Here is a 24,341-nt window from a genome sequence, read left to right as displayed (position 1 = left end):
GGCATTTTTATGGATCCAAAAGATATTTTTCGTGCGGTACAAACAGGAGAAATAAATTCTGAAGATGCCGAAGCACGATTGCGCCAATTGATGGGCGGGCTTTCGGATGAATCTTTGGATGAATCATTGGAAGTCCGATCACAGGAATCAACTATAGAGGAATTGTCTCTTTCGCTACAGCCATTGGACAGCTTTCACGGACCGGAGAAGGAGAGCAACGGCGAAACGGAAGTGCCGCCTGTGGTTCAATTGCAGGAATTTGAGCATGGCATTGTCCTGTTAACAATGAAGGATACCGTGCACAAAAATACATTTTCCGATGAACTGATTGTGGGCCTGAACCAGGCGTTCGCTACGGTGCAGGCTAACGAGAATTATAAAGTTGTGATTCTGACGGGATATGACACCTATTTTGCCACAGGGGGTACGCAGGAGGGATTGCTGGCCATTCATGAGGGAAAGGCGAAATATAGCGATACCAATGTTTACAAGATTGCACTGGATTGCAAGCTGCCAGTCATTGCTGCTATGCAGGGACATGGAATTGGCGCAGGCTGGTGCATGGGGATGTTTTGCGATTTTATCGTGATGAGTAGAGAAAGCATCTACACCACTAATTTTATGAAATACGGCTTTACTCCCGGTGCGGGCTCAACCCTCATTTTTCCTGAAAAATTCGGAGTTAGCATGGCGCAGGAAATTTTATTCACTGGTACTAGATATAGCGGTTCAGAGCTGGAGTCCAAAGGGACTCCTTTTCCTGTTCTGCCGAGAAATGAAGTGGTGCCGTACGCAATGCAGCTGGCAAGGAAACTGTCCGAGTCGCCAAGAGAGTCATTGATTGAGCTGAAAAACCATATGGCTCAGCCGATTAGAGAAAAGCTGGCGGCTACGATTGAGAAAGAAATAAAAATGCAGGACAAAACGTTTGTGAATCAGCAAGAGGTCAAGGAACGGATTCAGACGGCCTACGGACAACTTCCGAATAGCGATGGTACGCACAAACTGCTCAAGCAGGCGGATATGAAAAAATCTGTGCCCAGTATGCCGCATGGTCAGGAGAAGGATTCTATCGCAATTATTGGCATGGCGGGTCAGTTCCCCAAATCCAAGACATTGACTGAGTTCTGGGATAACCTGGCTCAGGGCAGGGATTGTATATCGGAAATTCCTTCAACACGCTGGTCCATTGATGAATATTATGATACTGATCCCAAGGCTGAGGGGAAAACCTATAGCAAGTGGATGGGTGTGCTAGAGGATATAGATCGATTTGACCCGTTGTTCTTTAATATTTCTCCTGCGGAAGCAGAGATGATGGACCCTCAACAGCGTTTATTTCTGGAAAGTAGCTGGAAATGCATTGAAGATGCTGGATTGAATCCAGCCTCACTGTCGGGGAGCCGTTGCGGTGTTTTTGTAGGTTGTGCAGCTAGTGATTATGGAAGGTCCATGAGCGGACAGGGATTGAATGCGCAGGTTCTTATGGGAGGATCACCTTCAATTTTATCGGCCCGGATTTCGTATTTGCTGAATTTGAAGGGCCCTTCTCTGGCGATTGATACCGCATGCTCTTCCTCTCTGGTAGCTATAGCTGAAGCTTGCAACAGCCTTGTTTTAGAAACAAGCGATCTTGCTTTGGCGGGCGGAGTAATGATCATGGCAGGGCCAGGGATGCATGTCATGACCAGCAAAGCAGGAATGCTGTCCAAGGATGGACGATGCTTTACTTTTGACGCCCGTGCAAACGGGTTTGTCCCTGGAGAAGGGGTTGGCGTTATTTTATTAAAACGGCTCTCTGATGCAATCAGGGACAAGGACTCCATCTATGGGGTTATCCGGGGATGGGGAATGAACCAGGATGGGAAAACCAACGGCATTACTGCTCCAAGTGTAAATTCACAGATTTCGCTTGAAAGTGAGGTTTACCAGCGGTTCAATATTAATCCTGAAACGATCTCTATGGTAGAGGCCCATGGGACAGGTACCAAACTGGGCGATCCGATCGAAGTGGAAGGGCTTACCGAAGCTTTCCGATCCTATACGAACAAAAAGGGCTATTGCGCGCTGGGATCGCTGAAAAGCAATATGGGACATATGCTAACAGCGGCCGGAGTAGCTGGCATAATGAAAGTGCTTCTCGCCATGAAACATCGGCAATTGCCGCCAACCATCAATTTTGAATCCCTAAATGAACATATTTCTTTGGAGGAAAGCCCGTTTTACATTAACACTGGGCTACAAAAGTGGGAGTCCAAACCGGGGATACCTCGACGTGCAAGCGTCAGTGCTTTCGGGTTTAGCGGTACTAATGCGCATATGGTTATTGAAGAATATGTGCCTGTAACCTCTGAGGTGCAGCTGAACCCAGTCGATCAAGACAACCCAGTGCTATTTGTACTTTCTGCCAAAAGCGAACAAGCCCTGAAATCCTATGCCGCCGACATGATGGAATTTGTTAAATTGCACGAAAGCACTAAACTGTCAGACCTGACTTATACCCTGCAAGTGGGCAGAGAGGCTATGAACTGGCGCCTCGCGTTTTTGACAGATTCAAGAGAAAATCTGATCCATGAGCTGGAACATTTTGTGAATGGCAACTCGTCGGACAAGGTGTTAACTGGACAAGTGGACGATGCTAGAGACGATATTGAACTTTTTGATTCTGACGAAGATACTGGAACCCTCGTTCGGACCTGGCTTCAGAATAAAAGAATTGATAAAGTAGCCAAATTATGGACTAATGGCGCAACTATTGAATGGGATGCACTTTATGGGGCAATCAAGCCCCAGCGAATCAGTCTGCCGACCTATCCTTTCGAGAGGGAACACTATTGGTTGTCTGAGACAGACATGGGCCAGGAGAATATAAACCCGGCTATGACCGCCCAAATTCACCCTTTGCTGCATCAAAATACTTCCGATCTCTCCGGGCAGCGCTACGACTCCACCTTTACAGGCCGGGAATTTTTCCTAGCAGATCACCGAGTCATGGGCCAACCGACATTACCTGGGGTGGCTTACCTTGAAATGGTGCGAGCGGCCGTCGAAGAAGCAGCAGGGGATGTCATGGAGGGTGAGACCCGTATTCAACTGAGAAATGTAGTATGGGCTCAGCCCATCGTTGTAGCTAACAAACCGATCAGGGTACACACCAGCCTATATCCTCAGGACGATGGAGCGATTGCGTTTGAAATATACAGCGGCGTGGAAGAAAACGCCGAAGATATTATACACAGCCAGGGGATAGCTGTGTTGGAGAGAAGCGGTGAGCCGCAGTACCTGGACCTGAATGTTTTACAGGCCGAATGTATTCACAGTTCACTATCTTCAAGCCAATGCTATGAAGCTTTCAGAGCTATGGGAATAGACTATGGCCCGGGACACCAGGGGATCGAGACCATCTTACGGGGAAAGGATTTCGTGCTGGCAAAGCTGTCCCTTCCATCCAATGTACCTCATACCCAAAGTGAATTTGTATTGCATCCGGCTTTGATGGATTCAGCCTTGCAGGCCACAATCGGCTTGGTGATGGATCGGGAGGAACATGTGTCTGAAGGCAACCTCTCGGTACCCTTTGCCTTGCAGGAACTGAAAATATTCGAAAAATGCACTTCTGTGATGTGGGCACGGATTTCCAGACAAGCGAGTGAGGAGACACTAAATGGATTGAGCATAGTACATATCGATCTCTGCGACGAGAGCGGAAAGATTTGTGTGCAGCTCAAAGGGCTCTCATCCAGAGAACTGGAAAAAGGAGCAGGGCAAGCAGATTTCGTCGAGAATGTGGGCACACTCATGCTGGAGCCGGTCTGGGAGGAGGCAGTCCTTGCAGGAGAGAACGCGTTCAACGATATACGGCATATTGTGATTCTGTGCGAATTTGAAGGTATTTCCAGAAAGGATATTGCAGCTCGTATGGATGGTACTCGCTGCATTGTTTTACAGTCATCGAGTAATGACTTGGATGCGCGGTTTGAAGACTACACTATTCAGATATTTGAAGAATTGCAAAATATAATGCTGGATATACACAAACCAAAAACTTTGCTGCAAATTGCAGTCCCTGCCCGAAATGACCAACAGGTTTATTCCGGGTTCTTTGCCATGCTGCAAACCGCCCAAAAAGAAAACCCGAATGTCATGGGTCAACTGCTAGAGCTTGATGCCAAGGATGGCCCTGAGGGGATTATTGCAAAATTACAAGAGAACCGTTACGGCCAGTACGGCGAACGAATACGATATCATGGCGACAAGCGACAGGCTTTAAAGTGGCAAGAAATTGAAACCTTGCATGAAGATGCAGCCCAGCCATGGAAAGATGGAGGGACCTATCTCATCACTGGCGGTCTAGGCGGCCTGGGACTGATTTTTGCCAGAGACATCCTGTGCAATGTGAAAAACTCCACCGTCGTACTGGTAGGACGATCACCTCTGTCAGCGGATAAACAGACCTTGTTAAGCGAATTGGAAGCGCTGGAAGGTCATATAGAGTACAGACAGGTGGACGTGGGTCAAAAGGAAGCGGTCACCGAGTTAATTCATGGCATCGTCGAGCAATATGGCGGTCTTAACGGTATTTTACACACAGCAGGAGTGATACGGGACAACTTCATCATCAAAAAGACGATAGAAGAAGTTAGAGAAGTGCTGACTCCCAAAGTCTCAGGGTTGATCCATCTGGATCAGGCCAGCAGCTCCCTGCCTCTGGATTTCTTTATCCTGTTTTCTTCCGGCGCCGGAAGTGTTGGCAATGTAGGTCAGGTTGACTACTCTGCTGCCAATGGCTTTATGGATGCTTATGCTTCTTATCGAAATGCTTTGGCGGCACGCAAGCAGCGCCAGGGGCACACGCTGTCGATCAACTGGCCGTTGTGGAAGGACGGTGGGATGCATGTCGATGGGGAAACGGAAAAGGCAATGCAAGGTCTGGGCATGATTGCCATGGAAACAGAGAGTGGAATAAAGGCTTTGTATCAAAGCTTATCTTCCGGTAAAAGCCAGGTCATGGTTATCGAAGGGTATCCTCAAACGATTAAGACGGCCATTCTGGGACAGCCTTCAGGAACAGAGATTTCAGGCCGTTCCAGAATGGAAGATGGGGAAGCCTCGATTATCGGCGAAGAATGGCTAAGAGAAAAAGCTGAAGACTATTTGAAAACATTGCTTTCGGCTGTAATCAAGCTGCCAGCTGAAAGTATAAATGTAAATGCGCCTATGGACAGGTATGGGATTGATTCCATATTGGTCATGCAGCTCACAAATGAATTGGAAAAAACGTTTGGCTCACTGCCGAAGACATTATTTTTTGAATATCATAATCTTCGCTCATTAACTGGATATTTTCTTGAATCGCACCACGGCCGGCTGGTAGACGTTTTAAAAGCGCAGGAGAAGAATGCGGCTCCTCATAAAGTGGCGAACGAACCTGCAAAAGCAGCAATAGAGCCTTTGACTTCGATCGCTGCGAGTCGCAGACGTACATGGCCTTTCCCGACAGGTACGCAGCCCCATCAGGAAGAGAAGGGCTTGGACATTGCCATTATAGGGATATCGGGAAGATATCCGGGGGCAGCAGGTATCCAGGAGTTCTGGAAAAATCTAAGGGATGGGAAGGACTCCATCACTGAGATTCCCAAGGAGCGTTGGGACCACAGCCTGTACTTTAATGAAACTAAAGGGAAGCCCGGGAAAACCTACAGCAAGTGGGGAGGATTCATCGATGGGGTGGACTGGTTTGACCCGTTGTTTTTCAACATTTCGCCAAGAGAAGCGGAAACGATGGACCCTCAAGAGCGCCTTTTCCTGGAATGTGTGTATGAAACCATAGAGGATGCGGGCTATACGCGCGAAACTCTTGGTGCAGACCGGGGACTTGGCGGCATGGAAGGCAATGTTGGCGTTTATGTCGGAGTAATGTATCACGAATATCAGCTTTATGGAGCCCAGGAACAAGCCAAAGGGAATATGCTCGGGCTTCTCGGGAATGCTTCGGCGGTTGCCAACCGTGTATCGTATTTTTGTAATTTTCATGGACCAAGTATCGCTGTGGATACGATGTGCTCTTCGTCACTGACAGCAATCCATATGGCCTGTCACGGACTGCAGCATGGAGAATGTGAACTGGCGGTTGCAGGGGGAGTCAACGTTTCCGTCCATCCTAACAAATATCTATTACTAGGACAGGGAAGCTTTGCATCAAGCAATGGGCGGTGTGAAAGCTTCGGACAGGGTGACGGATATGTGCCAGGAGAAGGAGTCGGGGCTTTGCTGCTCAAGCCGCTGGCCAAAGCTATAGCAGATGGAGACCGGATATATGGCGTCATAAAAGGTACTGCAGTGAATCACGGAGGAAAAACCAATGGATATACCGTACCCAACCCTAACGCACAGGCTAGCGTGATTGGGCAGGCTATTCAGGAGGCGGGAATCAACCCTAGAACCATTAGCTATATAGAGGCGCATGGGACAGGAACTCCTCTGGGTGATCCGATTGAAATTGCAGGCTTACAAAAGGTGTTCCGGGAATATACCAGAGACAAGCAGTTCTGTTCAATTGGGTCTGCCAAGTCTAATATCGGACATTGTGAGAGCGCAGCCGGTATTGCTGCGGTGACAAAGGTGCTGTTGCAGTTGAAATATAAACAATTGGTGCCTTCACTGCATTCAAGCAAGTTAAATACCAACATCGATTTTAGTGATAGTCCTTTTAAAGTACAGCAGACATTAGAGGAATGGAAAAGACCTGTCGTATCCATGGATGGTGAAATCAAGGAATATCCAAGGTTGGCAGGAGTCTCGGCCTTCGGGGCAGGTGGGTCTAACGCGCATGTGGTAATTGAAGAGTACATTCCAGCAGAGACTGGTCAGCTGCAAGCTGCTCCTGCGTCTCTTCATCCTGCCATGATTGTGCTATCGGCCAAGAACAGGGAAAGGCTGAACGAGCAGGCGCAAAGATTGCTATCTGCCATTAGAGAGCTGAATGACCCGCGTATAGGTCTCGCAGATATCGCCTACACGCTGCAGATCGGACGAGAAGCGATGGAAGAACGGCTTGCGATCATCGCCACATCCATCCAAGAGCTGGATTGGAAATTGGAAAGCTTCCTGCTGGAAAAGGAAGGTATAGAAGAACTGTATAGAGGACAGGTAAAGCGCAACAAAGGAGTATTGGTCACTCAGGAAATCGATGAGGATATGGCTAAAATGGTGGGTGCATGGGTGAGCAAAGGTAAATATGGAAAGCTCGCCGAGCTTTGGGTGACAGGACTGCTGTTGGACTGGAATAGGCTTTATGGGGAAAAGAAGCCTCGCAGGATTAGTTTGCCAACCTATCCTTTTGCCAGAGAAAGCTATTGGGTGCCCGTAAACCAGGTAAAGAACGATGGTATGACAGCCGCTCTGAGTCAGTCTACATTTTTGTCGCCTTTACTGCACCACAACACTTCAAACTTCTTGAAGCAGCGGTTCAGCTCAACGTTTACAGGCGAGGAATTTTTCCTCAGGGATCATACGGTAAAAGGCCAACGGATTCTACCAGGCGTCGCTTATCTTGAGATGGTGCGGGCGGCTGTGGAACGCTCTATAGGAGATGAGGACAACTGCACAACAGGAATCCGGTTGAAAAATGTAAACTGGATTCGGCCAATTGTGGTCGAAGATCAGCCATTCCCAGTACACACAGGCCTATTTTTGGAAGACGCGGGAAAAATCAGCTTTGAGGTATATAGTAAGCAAGCAGGAAGCGATATCGGACATACCGTGCACAGCCAGGGCAATGCGGTGCAGTTTAACGTGGAACAAAAGCCAGTGCTTAACCTAGAGGCATTACAGGCAGAATTTGATCTACACGGATTTGAGGGGGAGCGTTGCTACGATATCTTCCAAAAAATTGGCATGGATTACGGCCCAGCCTTCAGGTGCGTGGAGAAAGTGTATACACGTCCGGGAAAGATGCTGGCCAAGCTGGCATTGCCCTCCGTGCTCTCCGATTCGGCTGACAGCTTTGTTCTTCACCCTAGCCTAATGGATGCGGCCTTGCATGCATCCATTGGATTAATCATGGGTCAAGATGGAGAGCTGCCGGACAGCACAGGACCCAATACGCCTTCTATGCCATTCGCCCTTCAAGAGATCGAAATCCATGGGGCATGCACCCAGAATATGTGGTCGTTGATTCAATACAGCGAGGGCAGCAAGAGAGAGGACAAGGTACAGAAGCTCAATATCGACTTATGTGATGAGGAAGGGAACGTTTGTGTCAGAATAACGGGATTATCCACCCGAGCGCTGGACGGAGATATCCGCACTGAGCATGCACAAGGCGTAGTTGCAGGAGATCATGCCTCCGATCCGCTTGTAGGAGCCGTTATGCTCATCCCCAAATGGGACCCGGTTACGCTTAAAAAGGATACAGTTTACCCATCGTCGATAGACCGAATGGTCATTGCAGGTGGTACGGACAAAGATAGACAGGCCATCCGGGAATATTATCCGAAGGCGCATTTTTTGGAGCTGCAGGCGCAGGATTCCATAGAAACGGTTGCCTCAAAGGTTGAAGAATATGGAGCCGTTGACCATATACTGTGGATTGCACCTACGATTTCTGTCGAATCGGTCACTGCTGAATCCTTGATTGAGGAACAGGAGCCCGGAGTCTTGCTCTTCTTTAGAATGGTCAAGGCGCTGCTCCTGCTGGGGTATGGGACGAAAAAGCTAGGCTGGACCACCATAACCACCCAGGCTCAGTCGATCGATCAGGACGATACAGTCCACCCGGCCCACGCAAGTTTGCATGGGTTGGTAGGCACGATGGCCAAAGAATATCCGAACTGGAAGGTTCGTATCATAGACCTGCAATCCGACTATGACTGGCCGTTATCCGAACTATTTACGTTGCCTTCAGACCGTCAGGGTCGGATGTGGGTTTTCAGAGGCGGGCAGTGGTATCGCCAGCAGTTGATTCCGTTTAAACAGACTCCAGGCTCAAAAGGACAAACGCTGTACAAAACCGGAGGCGTCTATGTGGTTATCGGTGGTGCAGGCAACATCGGAGTGGCGTGGAGCAAGTATATGGCTTCGACCTATCAGGCCCAGATGGTGTGGATAGGCAGAAGGCCAAAGGACGCGTCCATCCAGGCTAAATTGGACGAATTTAAAGGCCACGGACCTGTTCCATACTATATTACGGCAGATGCAGCAGATGAAAGGTCGCTGCAGGGGGCATATGAGGAGATAAAGCAGCGGTACTCCAAGATCAACGGCGTAGTCCACTCTGCCATTGCCTTTTTGGAGAAGGGGTTGGAAGATTTGACGGAGGAAGGGCTCCGGTCCGGGCTTTCAGCAAAGGTCAATGTCAGTGTGCGTATGGCTCAGGTTTTTCAAAATGAACCGCTGGATTTCGTGTTGTTTTTCTCTTCTATTATTGCCTATGTAAAAAATCCGGGACAAAGCAGCTATGCTGCCGGATGTACCTTTAAGGATGCGTTTGCGCAGCGGCTTTCACAGGAATGGCATTGCCCGGTGAAAGTCATGAACTGGGGATACTGGGGGAACGACGCAAACAATACCTCCCAAGACAGGCAGCAAGAAGTCGATAATTACTCAAAACTAGCGCAGATCGGCGTCGGACTTATTGAGCCTCACGAGGGGATGGAGGCACTTGAGACGTTGCTTGCCTCACCGCTGGGTCAAATGGGACTGATGAAAACAACAAAACATTTGGAGTTGGAAGGGACTAATCCGGCAGAAGCCATCAATCTATACCCGCACAACACGGATCCCGATCTTCGGGATATACAAGAAAGTATGGCTGCAGTGATCAAATCAAAAGCCCAGTTTGCCGAGGAATATGCGGCAGAGGATGCTGGCAGCCTGCAGGAAAGGGAATTGGAGCATCTCCTAGGCAAGCTGTTGCAGGAGCAGCTTTGGTCCATGGGGTTGTCAGGGACAGATCGTCAGTCTGTTGACGAGTTCAAACATAAGCATGGACTGTCAGAGTTATACGGCAAATGGCTAGGTGAGAGTGTAAAGATTTTGGCACGGCTGAATGATGAACTTACAGATGGAAATGCTTCCAGCCCGGCTTACCGAGAGGATGTCTGGCAGGAATGGGGAGAGCACAAGCATACATGGCAAAAATATCCGCAGATGCGGGCGAGGGTACATTTGGCTGAGACAACGCTGCGGGCCTTGCCTGAAATTATTACCGGCCAATGTCCTGCAACGGAAATCATGTTCCCCAATTCCTCGATGGAATTAGTGGAAGGGATTTATAAAGACAGTCTGGTAGCTGACTATTTTAATGAAGTTCTTTCCGATACGATCGCCGCCTATGTTCAGCAGAGAATTATGAGCAACTCTGCTGCAGAAATCAGAATTCTCGAAATCGGAGCAGGCACCGGAGGAACCAGCAACACCGTATTCCTCAAATTACGGCCATACCGCAAACACATTCAGGAATATTGTTATACCGATATTTCGAAGGCCTTTTTGATGCATGCGGAGAAAGAGTACGGGCCAGACAATCCGTATCTTAGTTATCGAATATTTAATGTGGAAGAACCTATTGCTGGACAAGGTATTGATGCAGGTAAATATGATATTGTCATTGCTGCCAATGTACTTCATACGGCCAAAGATATTCGCCAGGCATTGCGTAATGCGAAAGCGGTTTTGAAAAGCAACGGCCTGCTTCTATTAAATGAACTCATGGGCAGCAGCGTGTTTACCCACCTTACCTTCGGATTGCTGGATGGCTGGTGGGCTTATGAGGATTCGGAATTGCGTATTCCCGGCTGCCCTGGACTTTATCCTCACGTATGGAAAAGCGTATTGGCCAAAGAAGGCTTTCACACAGCGTTTTTCCCGGCGCAGGAGGCGCATGATTGGGGCCAGCAGATCGTTGCAGCCCAAAGCGATGGCTTGGTTCGGCAAAAGCGACAGCCAAAGCAGAAATCCCTATCGGTAGAGAATAGAACCGTTGAAGCAGGATCAATAAAACAATCAGCTCAGCCCAAAAGAGAGGCAGTACAGGCGGAATCAGCGGAATCAGATAATGTACTGCGCAGCAAAAGTACGGCCTACTTTAAAAATTTACTTGGCGAAACTCTAAAAATGGAACCGGGAAGCATCGACTCTACGGTTGCCCTGGAAGAGTACGGGATCGACTCGATATTGGTTGTGCAAATCACCAATGTTTTGCGTGAAGTGATCGAGGATTTTGCCAGCACCCTGTTTTTTGAGTACAACACCATAGATGATCTGGTAGCGTACCTGCTTCAAACGCAAAAGGATTCGTTGAAGAAGCTGGTAGGTATGAAGGAGACAGAGATGAGCGAAGAAACTTCCAGAGTGGAAGAAGTCCCTGCTCCACAGGTAGTCGATATTGCCCCGATGAGGTTTGCACAGGAAGGACGCTTTCTTAAGCCGTCTGCCAGTAAAGGTGAGAAGCCGCAGGAGCACTCCTCTAATATCAGAGATATTGCGATTGTGGGCTTGTCCGGGCGCTATCCAGGAGCTCGTAATGTAGAGGAATATTGGAACAACCTAAAAGAGGGTAAAAACTGCATCACTGAAATTCCGAAAGATCGTTGGGATTGGAAGACTTACTTTGACGAAGAAAAAGGAAAACGGGGTACCATCTATACGAAATCAGGCGGCTTTATCGAGGGAATCGATTTATTTGATCCACTATTTTTCAAGATTTCTCCTGCAGAAGCCGAAACTATGGACCCGCAGGAACGGCTCTTTCTGGAAGCTGCATACGCAAGTATAGAGGATGCCGGATATACCCCTGCCAATCTTTGTGAGAGTCGTAAAGTGGGCGTATTCGCAGGCGTGATGAATGGAAATTACGGTTTGGGACCTCAATACAATTCCATTTCCAATCGGATATCCTATCATTTGGATTTCCAAGGTCCAAGTATGACCATCGATACCGCTTGTTCCTCTTCATTGACGGCTATCCATCTAGCTTTGGAAAGTCTGTATAGCGGTATCAGCGAGTGCGCTATTGTCGGAGGGGTCAATTTGATCGTAGACCCAATCCACTATATCAAGCTGTCAGCGATGACGATGCTTTCGAAAACTGGCGAATGTAAGTCGTTTGGAGACCAAGCGGATGGATTCGTTGATGGGGAAGGCGTCGGCGCTATCGTGTTAAAGCCGCTGGAGAAGGCTATTGCAGACGGTGACCATATTTATGGTGTCATCAAAGGGAGCATGCTCAATGCTTCAGGTAAAACCAGTGGTTATACCGTGCCTAGCCCTCAAGCTCAATCTCAACTGATTGAGGATGCGCTACGGCGTTCGAATGTTGATGCAAGAACCATCAGTTATATTGAAGCCCATGGAACCGGCACGGCTTTGGGAGACCCTATTGAAATTGCCGGATTGACCAGGGCTTTTGAGAAATTCACACAAGACAAGCAGTTCTGCGCCATAGGTTCGGTCAAATCCAATATTGGTCACACCGAGAGCGCAGCAGGCATTGCAGGAGTAACTAAAATATTGCTGCAACTTAAGCATCGCCAGTTAGTACCGTCCTTACATTCTAGGAATTTGAATCCTGAAATTCATTTCAGCAATACTCCTTTTGTCGTCCAGCAGAATCTAGAAGAATGGAAGAGACCGGTAATTACAACCGATGGAATCACTCAGGAGTGTCCGAGACGGGCTGGAATATCGTCTTTCGGTGCAGGTGGGGCCAACGCTCATATCGTGATTGAAGAGTATATTCCCGAGGTTCAGGAGCCATCAGGAATAGAACCTGCTTCTAAGGGACCTGCGATGATCGTGCTATCAGCCAAGAGTGAGAAGCAGCTTAAGGAAAAAGGACGACAGCTGCTGGAGGCTCTTCAGGGTCAGCTATCCTCGGCCAGCATATTGGATATTGCCTATACGCTCCAGGTGGGACGCGAACCGATGGAGGAGCGTCTAGCCATGCTCGTGGATTCGATCACAGATCTTGAGGAGAAATTAAAGGAATTTGTGGACGGACGCCACAGCATGCTCAACCTGTATAGAGGTCAAGTAAAACGCAACAAAGAAGCGTTGTCCATTTTTACGGGGGACGAAGACCTGCAACAACTGATTGAACATTGGATTTCCAAAAGGAAATATACAAAGCTTCTGGAGCTGTGGGCCAAAGGGATAAATTTGGATTGGAAAAAAATTTATACGGGGAAGGTACCTCACCGTATCAGCCTGCCAACCTACCCATTTGCAAAAGAGCATTATTGGACTTCGGATAGCAAGGATCAATTAAAAGCCCACGCATTACTGTCGCAAAATGAAAGCAATGTAGATTTTGATGATCAATTGTGCGGCAGACTCTTGGATGAAATGATGAACGACGCCATGTCTGTTGATGAGGCCGCCAATGAAATCTTCAATATATTCATACGTAAATGAGAAGTTTCTACATGCTGGGAGGCAATCGAAGATGAAGGACTTTTTTCAAACTATTCTGGGCGAGGTAAAAAGCGGACGGATGCAGAAAGAGGAGGCTCTCCTCAGAATACGCCAAATTCAAGCTCAAATGGCTTCAGATGGAACTCTGCACAGCAGAGCAGGGAACACGGAGGGGGCTCTAGCGGATACAGGAGTCCTTATGCTTGAGCCTTCATGGAAAGAGCAAGCTGCGCTCCAAAAAGCGGCTCTCCCTGAATTTAGCCAGCATCTGGTGGTGCTTTGCGAACCGGATCAGATCTCAGAGCGAAGTATTGAAGCGCTCATGAAAGGAACCCGATGCATCAAGCTCCATGCCGGTCAAACCGGCATGGATGAACGCTTTCAAGGCTATGCCCTTCAACTGCTTGCGGAAGTACAAATGCTCCTCAAAGAGAACTTGAGGGGCAGCGTGCTGGTACAGATTGCTGCTTCCTCACAAAGCGGGCAGCAGCTCTCTGCTGGGCTTTTGGGATTGCTGCAAACAGCCGAAAAAGAAAATCCAAAAATCGTAGGGCAATTTGTTGAATTGGAAGCTACAGGGTTGGAAGAGATTGTTGAGAAATTGAAAGAGAACAGCCAACACCCCAAGGACAAAAGGATAAGGTACGAGAACGGTAAACGTCTGGTTCTCAGCTGGAATGAAATGAAAACCCCTGAAACTCCGGGAAGAGTACCCTGGAAGGATCAGGGGATTTATTTGATTACGGGCGGTGCAGGAGGTTTAGGGCTTGTTTTGGCGAGAGATATCGCCCGGCGAGTTCGAGAAGCTACGCTAGTCCTTGTAGGACGCTCCATGCTTGACGAAAGCAAGCAGGCCATAGTGGAGGAGTTGAAGGCGCTGGGAGCCCGCGTAGAGTACAAACGAGCGGACGTATCCCGAAAGGAAGAGGTCTCGCAACTGGTCCTAAAGATCCGAGAGGAGTATGGGGGGCTTGATGGTATCCTCCATAGTGCAGGAGTGATACAGGATCGTTTTATGATTCATAAGACGCAGGAAGAGTTCGAGGAAGTGATGGCGCCCAAAGTAGCCGGGGTGGTCAACCTGGATCAGGCGACGAAGGAGCTAGATCTTGATTTCTTCATTTTCTTCTCTTCCATCGCAGGGATTATGGGCAATCCTGGTCAGGCCGACTATGCCGCAGCAAATGCGTTTATGGATGCCTATGCCTTTTATCGAAACAGCCTCGTCTCTTGCAAGGAGCGCAAAGGGCAGACGCTGTCTGTCAATTGGCCTCTCTGGAAGGATGGAGGCATGCATGCAGATGCTGAAACGGAGAGGGTTTGGCAAAGTATTGGCATGGTGGCCATGCAAACTTCAAACGGTGTTAAGGCTTTATATGATAGCCTGGCCTCTGGCCAGAAGCAGGTGCTGGTGATAGAGGGGGATTTGTCCAGATTGCGGAAGCATCTATTGGAGCCTCAGCCACAGGAGAACGTGTACGTTGAAGAGACAGCTTCTTCACCGATAAATCCTGAGCTGCTTCTGGAAAAAACCTTGCACCAGCTTAAAGTGTTGTTTGGAGAAGTGACTAAGCTGAGCGTTGAAAAGATTGATGTCAGTGAGCCTTTGGAGAGCTACGGTATAGACTCCATCATGATTACAAGGCTCAATCAAAAGCTTCAGGGAGTTTTTGGTGAAATCTCGATGACCCTGTTTTTTGAATATCAGACGTTGGAAGCGGTAGCGAAATATTTTATTGCTGACTACTATGAGGAATGCGTACGGTGGACAGGACTTGGCAGACGGCTGGAGCCGGAAGAAAACTTCGTCCCTGCATCCTTGCATGTTAATAGCGAATTATCATTGCCGACTCTGCCAAAGGAAGAAAACCAACGTATCAGCAGCGCAGCTATAGACACAGGCAGTGCGAAACACGAGCAAATAGCCATTATTGGCATGAGCGGACGATTTCCACAAGCAAAAAATATGGAAGAATACTGGAGCAATTTACAACAGGGCAAAGATTGTATTACAGAGGTCCCTGCGGATCGCTGGAAGAGAGAAGGATTTTACTCTCCTGACATCAAGGAAGCTGTGGAGAAGGGCAAAAGCTATAGCAAATCTGGAGGATTTGTGGAGGATTTTGCAGATTTTGATCCTCTTTTCTTCAATATATCGCCCCGGGAAGCGATGAGTATGGACCCTCAGGAACGGATATTCCTGGAAGAATGCTGGAAGGCCTTCGAGGATGCTGGATATAGCAGAGATCAGCTTGCAGTGCAATACAATGGGCGAATCGGCGTCTTTGCAGGCATTACCGCAACAGGCTTCAATTTATACGGCCCCAAGCTGTGGGAGCAAGGCAAACCGATCTTTCCTCGCACATCCTTCAGTTCGGTAGCCAATCGAATATCGTATCTCTTAAATTTGAAGGGGCCGAGCTTTTCGGTCGATACCATGTGCTCTTCGTCATTAACTGCAATCCATGAGGCTTGTGAGCATATTCATAACGGAGAATGCGAGATTGCCATTGCAGGTGGAGTCAACTTATATCTTCATCCTTCCAACTATGTTTTTCTAAGCACAATGCGAATGCTATCGCCAGAGGGACGTTGCAAGAGTTTTGGCGAAGGGGGGGATGGATTTGTCCCTGGTGAAGGTGCGGGCGTTGTGCTGCTCAAACCTTTATCTCGGGCCATTGCTGACAAGGATCACATTTATGCGGTTATTCGGGCTACTAGTATCAATCATGGTGGAAAAACGAACGGATATACCGTTCCTAATCCGGTAGCACAAGGAGAATTGATCCGAGAGGCTTTGGATAAAGCAGGCGTCAATGCTCGAACAGTCAGTTATATTGAAGCCCACGGAACAGGGACAGAGCTTGGTGATCCTATTGAAATTACCGGACTTACCCAGGCTTTCAAGAAGGATACACAGGATACAGGGTTCTGTGCGATTGGCTCGGTAAAATCAAATATAGGCCATTTGGAGGCGGCCGCAGGGATTGCGGGTGTCGCTAAAATTATACTGCAAATGAAAAACCAGAAAATTGCCCCAAGTCTGCATGCCAAAGTATTGAATCCCAATATAAATTTTGCCAAGACGCCATTTGCAGTTCAGCAGGGACTTGCTGAATGGAAACGTCCGATTCTGGAGGAAAACGGCGAGCAACGGGAATACCCGAGAATTGCAGGAATATCTTCCTTCGGAGCCGGAGGATCTAATGCCCATATCGTTCTTGAAGAATACATTCCAGCAGAACAGGCTGCCTCTACTCCGCAAAGGCCAGTTGTCATCGTATTGTCGGCCAAAAGTAATGAAGCATTGAAAGAGCAGGCTGTTCAATTGACTGCTGCAATGGATAAAAATGACTTCTCGGATAATGACCTGATAAATGTGGCTTACACCTTGCAGATAGGGCGTGAGGCGATGGAAGAGCGCCTTGCTGTGGTCGTTCAGTCAGTGGAGGAACTTAGAAACAAGCTGCAGGAATTTATTGGGGGAAGGCAGAATATTGTACAGCTTTATCGGGGACAGGCTAAACGAGATAAGGAGAGTTTAGATGTCGTTAAGCAGGAAGAAGCGCTGGATGAATCCTCTGATGCCTGGAATCTAGCAGAGAAATACGGCAGGCTTTCGGAATTGTGGGTCAAGGGTGTGCACATTGACTGGAACAGACTTTACAGTGATGTCCAGCCTTTCCGCATCAGTTTGCCCACGTATCCCTTTGCTAGGGAACGCTACTGGATATCAGTAGATGAAGAAAAGCCCGCTGGCGTCACTCCGGCATATCTGCACCCCTTACTGCATCACAATACTTCCGTTCTTTCTGAGCAAAGATTCAGCTCAATCTTCAACGGTCAGGAGTTTTATCTGAATAACTCCGTCGTTGATGGAAGACTTGTCCTGTCGGATGGAGCATGTCTTGAAATGGCGCGGGCAGCGGTTGAACAATCGTTAACAGTTCAGGAGAAGGGTCAGGCAGGCATCACACTCACAGACATGGTATGGACACATGCTCCTGTCATAGGAGATCAGCCGGAAATACATATAGGACTCTTTCCGGGAGATCAAGGTGGAGTTGGCTTCAAAATTTACAGCACACGAACCGAAGCAGGAGATCCTGTCTTACACAGCGAGGGAAGTGCCGAGCTGGAGGCTTTAAATAGAACGGAAACATTAGATATTCAGGCTTTGCAGATGGAGTGCATTGATCATATTTTACCTAGGGGAGACGATGAAGCACTGCGCACGACTGGAGCCAACTACGATTCGGAATTCCAGTCCGCTGAGCAAGTTTATATAGGTCAGGGTTTGGTGTTGGCCAAGCTATCACTGCCTTCCGGTATTGCGAATACTGGGGGCCTATTTGTTATGCATCCCTTCATGACAAGTGCTGCCCTGCAATTGCCGTTATACCTGCTTTCGAATAATGAAAATGTTATGCAGTTCAATGGCATTGATTCTCGGAAAAAAATACTGCCGACTGCGATAGATAAGCTTCAAATATTTCAGGAATGTCCGAGCAAAATGTGGGCGTTAGTACGGCATGGAAGAGGAAATCAGATTAATCATAAGATGCACAAGTATGATATTGATTTGTGCGACGAGGCAGGCAGAATCTGTGTGCGCATAAAAGGGGTCTCCTATAAGGAAGCGGAAACTTGTGAGCAACCGCTCGGTGCAATGATGCTACAGCCATTCTGGAAAGAACAGGCGGCTAATGAGGAAACCATAGCAACCGACTACGAACGGCATGTGGTCATACTTTGTGAGACAGATGCCATAGCTGCGGTACATGTCGAGGCCTCCTTGACAGGCGTGGAATGCATCACCCTACAGGCCCGCATGGAAGAGGTCGACCGACGCTTTGAAACATATGCCGTTCAGGTTTTTGAGAAAATACAAGGCATCCTAATTGACAAGCCTAAAGGCAAAGTGCTGGTACAAATGGTAACGATGTCTGGAAATGAGAAGCTACTTTTCTCCGGGCTGTGCGGCATACTCAAAACGGCTCATAAGGAAAATCCAAAGTTCTATGGGCAACTGATTGAAGTAGGGGAAACGGAAAAAAATGAAGGACTCATTGAAATATTAAGGTCGAGCAGTCAGCGTCCAGAGGACAGCCGCATCCGTTTTGTAGAAGGTAAACGTTGGATTCCTGCCTGGAACAAGGTTGAAATGCCAGCGACACCACAAATTCCATGGAAAGATCATGGGGTTTACCTGCTTACTGGAGGTGCCAAGGGCCTGGGTCTAATTTTTGCCAAAGAAATTGCGCGCCAGACCAGGGAAGCAACCTTGATTCTGACTGGGCGGTCCCTGCTGACCGAGGACAAGCTGGCCCAATTGGAAGAATTGAAGGCTTTTGGCGCCAAGGTGGAATACAGACAGGTGGATGTCACGCAGAAGGCAGCGGTGGTTGGCCTGATTGAGGACATCCAAATGGCATACGGCGGAATTAACGGCATTCTGCACAGTGCTGGAATCAACAAAGATAACTATATTATCAAAAAGACGAGCGCAGAATTCAGGGAAGTTCTGGCACCGAAGGTGGTCGGACTAGCCAATTTGGATCAGGCCAGTAAGGACATGCCCCTAGATTTCTTTATTCTTTTCTCATCAGCTGCCGGAGTGGGCGGAAATGCGGGTCAGTCTGACTATGCCACCGCGAATGCGTTCATGGATGCCTATGCTTGGTATCGTAATACTTTGGTATCCTCCTGGGAGCGTATGGGCAAAACGCTGTCGATCAATTGGCCGTTATGGAAAGACGGCGGAATGCGACCTGACCAGGAGACGGAAAAAGCTTTGCAGAATGTAGGCATGTATGCGATGAGGACAGAGACTGGTATTCGTGCGTTGTATCAAAGTATAGCCTGCATATCGAATCAAGCGATGGTGGTAGAAGGAGACATTGAACTGATCAGCAGAATGATGATTATGGAAGGACAGCTTGAAGACAGCGGAGAAGCAGCCCGAGATCAGAGACTCGGATCAGAAGACAACATCGCTCCTTTCTCAGAAAATAAGACAGTGTCCGTCCAAGATGAACATCTGCTGCGTGAAAAGACGGCCCATTACTTGAAGACTTTGTTGTCTTCGTCAATCGAACTGCCTGCATATCGAATTGAAGAGGATGCGCCGTTGGAAAATTACGGGGTGGATTCTATCAAGTCCATGGAACTGACTGACCAGTTGGAGAAAACGTTCGATCAGGTGTCGAAGACGATATTTTTTGAATATCCGAATATCCGGAGCTTAACCGAGTATTTTCTGGAATCTCATCGAGACGAATTAATCGCTCTGTTTGGTCTGGAGCAGGCAGTAACTGTAGGTGTAAAAGCCACCACCGCTACGACAGCAATGGATACAGAACTTCGACCAGGAGAAGAACAGTTGCGTGATCAGGTGACAAGTTATCTAAAAGGCTTGCTTTCTTCGTCTACCGGACTGCCGGAACAGCGCATTGAAGAGGATAAAAACCTGGAGAACTATGGAGTTGACTCCATAAAGTCTATGGAAATAACCGATCAGCTGGAAGAAACGTTTGGATCGCTGTCCAGAACCTTACTGTTTGAATATCCGAATATCCGAAGCTTAACCGAATATTTTCTAGAATCTCACCGAGACGAATTAAGCACTTTGTTTGGTCTGGATCAGGTAGCGACTGTAAGTGCAATAGCTGACACGGCTTCCGTAGCCAATGAGACAAAATCCCTGGTTGGAGAAGAGCGGTTGCGTGATCAGATAACAGGTTATCTAAAGGGCTTACTTTCCTCATCCACTGGACTGCCGGAACAGCGCATTGAAGAGGATAAAAACTTAGAAAACTATGGGGTTGACTCCATAAAGTCTATGGAAATAACCGATCAGTTGGAAGAAACGTTTGGATCACTGTCCAGAACCTTACTGTTTGAATATCCGAATATCCAGAGTTTAACGGATTACTTCTTGGAATCTCATCGGGACGAATTGAACGCTTTGTTTGGTGCTGAGCAAGAGCTAGTCGCGGCAGCTAGCACGAAATCCATCGGCATCGTAGAACATGCAAAAGCGCCCTCTCCTTTATTTCGGCACTCACCTATTTCGTCAGTGCGAGTAGAGCCTAAGGAGGAGGCAAAAGAAACGGAAACAAAAATAGAAACAAAAATAGAAACAAAAACAGAAACAGGAGCGATGGACATTGCTGTCATCGGGATGTCTGGAAAATATCCTGGAGCGGAAAATATTCAAGAATTCTGGAGAAATCTCCAAGAGGGCAAGGACTGCATTACCGAAGTTCCCAAAGATCGCTGGGATCACGATCTTTACTTTGATAAAGAAAGAAATAAACCGGGAAAAACCTACTGCAAGTGGGGGGGCTTCCTAAACAGAATAAATCCGTTGGATTCTTCTTTCTTTCACCTCACTCCTTATGAGGTGAGTTTGATGGACCCTATGGAACAGCTTTTCCTGGAAATGATATGGAGCCTGCTGGAAAGTGCGGGATATACGCGAGAGATGCTACAGAAAAAACACCAATCCAAGGTTGGGGTCTACGTTGGTGCTACGTATCATAAATACTGCACCTGTGATACAAATACGGATGCCCCTCGGATCACATCCTTTGGTTCTGTTGCCGTCGCCAACCCCATGTCGCATTATTTCAATTTCCAGGGACCGAGCATATCCATTGATACGATGAGCTCTTCCTCTGCTGTGGCTGTCCATATGGCATGTGAAAGCCTGATCAGAGGTGAGTGTCAAATCGCAGTAGCTGGCGGTGGGAATCTGTTGACAAGCCCCAAAAAGTATATTGAATCCAGCCAGAACCAATTGATCGGAAGCCATGAAGAAAGTCGAAGCTTTGCGGATGGAGACGGATATCTTCCTGCTGAAGGTGTTGGGGCAGTTCTCTTAAAGCCGCTTCATAAGGCAGAGGAGGATGGAGACTGCATTTTAGCAGTCATCAAATCTACGGCCACTAATCATGGAGGACACAGCAATGGGTACACGGTCCCCAATCCCAATGCACAGGCACAACTTGTTGAAGAGAACTTTTTGAAAGCTGGCATTCATCCTCGGACAGTCAGCTATGTAGAGGCAGCAGCCAATGGATCTACATTGGGAGACCCAATTGAGCTAGTCGCCTTGAAAAAATCTTTCCAGAAATTTACGGATGAGCAGCACTTTTGTGCCATGGGTTCGGTTAAATCCAATATAGGCCATGCAGAAGCGGCCTCAGGGATATCGCAGCTTACCAAGACCATATTGCAATTGTGGCATCGAAAGCTGGTTCCCACCATTAAAGCGGAAAAGCTGAATCCTAATCTTACGTTCAGCAATACTCCATTTTATTTGCAGCGGGAGCTTCAGGAATGGAAGCGGCCTGTAATAGAGCTGGAGGGAGAAGAGCGGGAATTTCCGCTACGGGCAACAGTAAGCTCCTTCGGTGCTGGGGGATCGAATGTTCATTTTATTCTGGAAGAATACATCCCTTCGCCAAAAGAAGCTGTCCAGTTGCAAGGGGCAGATCAGACAGAAGTAGTGATTCTCTCAGACATAAACTGGGAGCGACTAAATGCGCTTGCGAGTCAATTACTTGAATATGTAGAGCAGCAGCACGAGCTTTCCTTACATGATATTGCTTTCACCCTTCAGACAGGCCGTGAAGCGATGAAGTGCCGGGCGGCAATCGTAGCGAGCTCACGGGAGGAATTGCGAACTGGTCTTAGAGAGCTTATCGAGTCAGTCGGCCAGGGCAACGAGCCGGAGAGAGCATCTATTCCAGTATTTATCGGAGAAGGCGGAGAAGATTCAAATACAAGTGCACTTCTGTCAGGAAAAGTAGGCGAGAAAGTTTCTCAAATACTTCTAGAGGAGAGAAATCTGGAAAATATTGCGATGTATTGGACCCAGGGAGGCAGGATTACGTGGGAGGCGCTCCATGAGGGACACACTGTTCGTAGAATTCCCTTACCGACTTCTCCTTTCTGAGCACACATTGGGGAACAAAACCCTGTCTAACGAAAAATACGAATATTCCGGAGGTAAACATGAGGGAGTTTAAAGATAAGGTAGCTGTGATTACGGGAGCTGCCAGCGGAATTGGCCGAGCTATTGCAGACCGATGTGTCAATGAAGGGATGAAGGTTGTTCTGGCGGATATTGAGGAGGGGGCTCTTCTAAGGACTGAACGAGAATTGCAAGAAATGGGCGCAGCTACACTATCTGTTGTGACCGATATTTCCAAAGAAGCTGATATTCGTTTATTAGCGCAAAAAACAGTTCAGACCTTTGGTGCTGTGCATCTTTTGTTCAATAATGCAGGTGTGGATGCCGGCACAGGCCGCTTATTATGGGAGAATACTGTGGCAGATTGGCAGTGGGTAATTAACGTAAACATTTGGGGAATTCTGTTTGCTACCGAAATTTTTGTTCCTATTATGGTGAAACAAAAAACTCCATGCCATATTGTAAATACAGCATCGATTGCTGGTCTGCTGTCCGGTCCTGGAAATGGAATATACAGCGCGTCAAAGCATGCCGTTTTAAGCCTGTCTGAAACGCTATACCAAGAGCTAAGATTGATCGGTTCTAATGTGGGAGTGTCGGTTGTGTGTCCGGGATTCGTCCGTACTCAAATTATGGACGCAGAGCGAAACCGCCCGACAGAGCTGCGTAAGCCAGATGGGAGTGGAAATCTTCCGCCCGAAAGACAAGTCATTACCGAATTGGCTCGCAAGGCTGTCCAAAATGGCATACTTCCAGAGGATGTGGCCCATCAAATTTTTGAGGGCATCCGAAAGGGGCAGCTATATATCATCACAGAACCGAAATTCAAACCTGCAATCAGGCAGCATATGGAGAATGTCCTTAATGAAAGTAATCCTACGGCATCCCAAATGCAATTAGTGCGCAATTTGTTATGAACTGTGAATGATAGAGGAACTGCTTAGGCGAGTCTGATCAATACGTTGTGGGGGTTACTCGGATGGACAGATCAGTGGTTTTTATGTTTTCAGGTCAAGGTTCGCAATACTACGGTATGGGAAAGGAATTATATATGTCCAACCCGGTTTTCCGAACATGGATGACCAGGTTGGATGAGATTCATATGGATGTTACAGGCAGGTCTGTATTAAAAACGCTGTACGATGACACGCGTCGCAGGGGAGAAGAGTTTGACAACCTGCTATATACTCATCCTGCCATTTTTATGGTTGAATATGCGCTCACACAGGTGTTATTGGTAAAGGGAATTTACCCTGATTATGTTTTAGGCTCTAGCCTGGGTGAGTCTGTTTCTGTTGCTGTGGCTGACTGTATGAGCTATGAGGACACACTTCAATGCATTATCAAGCAAGCACAGCTGGTGGAGACGTACTGTCCGAAAGGGGGCATGATGGCCGTCATTGGCGATCCCGGTCTGTATGATGAAGTACCCATATTGAATACCAACTCAGAGCTGGCATCCATCAACTTTGACTCGCATTTTGTTATTTCAGGCAGCTGCGAGGGTCTGTCAGAGATTGAACACTATTTGAAGGCAAATGAGATGATCTGTCAAAGACTGCCAGTACACTATGCTTTTCATGCTTCCTTAATGGACCCAATCGCATTGGAATATACGGAATTTTTAAAGCTCATGACCATAAGAAGCCCTAAAATAAATATGGTTTCATCTATGTACGGCGGGAAGACGACATGGCTTGACAACCGTTTTCTTTGGGATGTTACTAGAAAGCCTATGCAATTTCAGAGCGCTCTAAAGTGTCTGGGAGACAGGGACGGGGTTGTCTATATTGATCTCGGTCCCTCGGGCACGCTTGCTAATTTTGTACAGTATAATTTTGGCCCCAAGAAAAAGGCAAGCGTCTGTTCTATTCTCTCCCCTTTTCAACAGGACATAAAAAATTTGGATCGTCTGTTCGAAATATTTGCCTAATATGCATCCATTACT

The 24,341-nt window shown here is 47.7% G+C and carries 4 protein-coding genes; all 4 read left to right on the top strand.

Annotated elements, in window-relative coordinates; genetic code table 11:
- Window positions 1-9: 9 nt before the first annotated feature.
- Window positions 10-13,413 carry an SDR family NAD(P)-dependent oxidoreductase gene (locus HFE01_RS09510; RefSeq protein ID WP_167437951.1) on the top strand — a complete coding sequence of 4,468 codons (13,404 nt, stop codon included), beginning with the start codon at window positions 10-12 and terminating at the stop codon, window positions 13,411-13,413.
- A gap of 31 nt (window positions 13,414-13,444) precedes the next feature.
- Window positions 13,445-22,375, top strand: a complete 8,931-nt coding sequence (locus HFE01_RS09505; RefSeq protein WP_107733334.1) for a hybrid non-ribosomal peptide synthetase/type I polyketide synthase — start codon at window positions 13,445-13,447, stop codon at window positions 22,373-22,375.
- 59 nt (window positions 22,376-22,434) lie between these two features.
- On the top strand, window positions 22,435-23,310 hold the full coding sequence (locus HFE01_RS09500; RefSeq protein ID WP_016822429.1) for an SDR family NAD(P)-dependent oxidoreductase: 876 nt from the start codon (window positions 22,435-22,437) through the stop codon (window positions 23,308-23,310).
- A gap of 62 nt (window positions 23,311-23,372) precedes the next feature.
- On the top strand, window positions 23,373-24,326 hold the full coding sequence (locus HFE01_RS09495; RefSeq protein WP_102999183.1) for an acyltransferase domain-containing protein: 954 nt from the start codon (window positions 23,373-23,375) through the stop codon (window positions 24,324-24,326).
- The last annotated feature ends 15 nt before the right edge of the window (window positions 24,327-24,341 follow it).

It is taken from the genome of Paenibacillus sp. EKM10P (assembly GCF_011800655.1).
Lineage (GTDB): Bacteria > Bacillota > Bacilli > Paenibacillales > Paenibacillaceae > Paenibacillus > Paenibacillus polymyxa.
The sequence above is the reverse complement of the archived record's forward strand: the minus strand, read 5'-3'. Positions and strand labels throughout refer to the sequence as shown.

Coding starts and splice junctions, on each gene's coding strand:
- HFE01_RS09510 (WP_167437951.1), top strand. CDS start 10: ATGGATCCAAAAGATATTTTTCGTGCGGTACAAACAGGAGAAATAAAT.
- HFE01_RS09505 (WP_107733334.1), top strand. CDS start 13,445: ATGAAGGACTTTTTTCAAACTATTCTGGGCGAGGTAAAAAGCGGACGG.
- HFE01_RS09495 (WP_102999183.1), top strand. CDS start 23,373: ATGGACAGATCAGTGGTTTTTATGTTTTCAGGTCAAGGTTCGCAATAC.
- HFE01_RS09500 (WP_016822429.1), top strand. CDS start 22,435: ATGAGGGAGTTTAAAGATAAGGTAGCTGTGATTACGGGAGCTGCCAGC.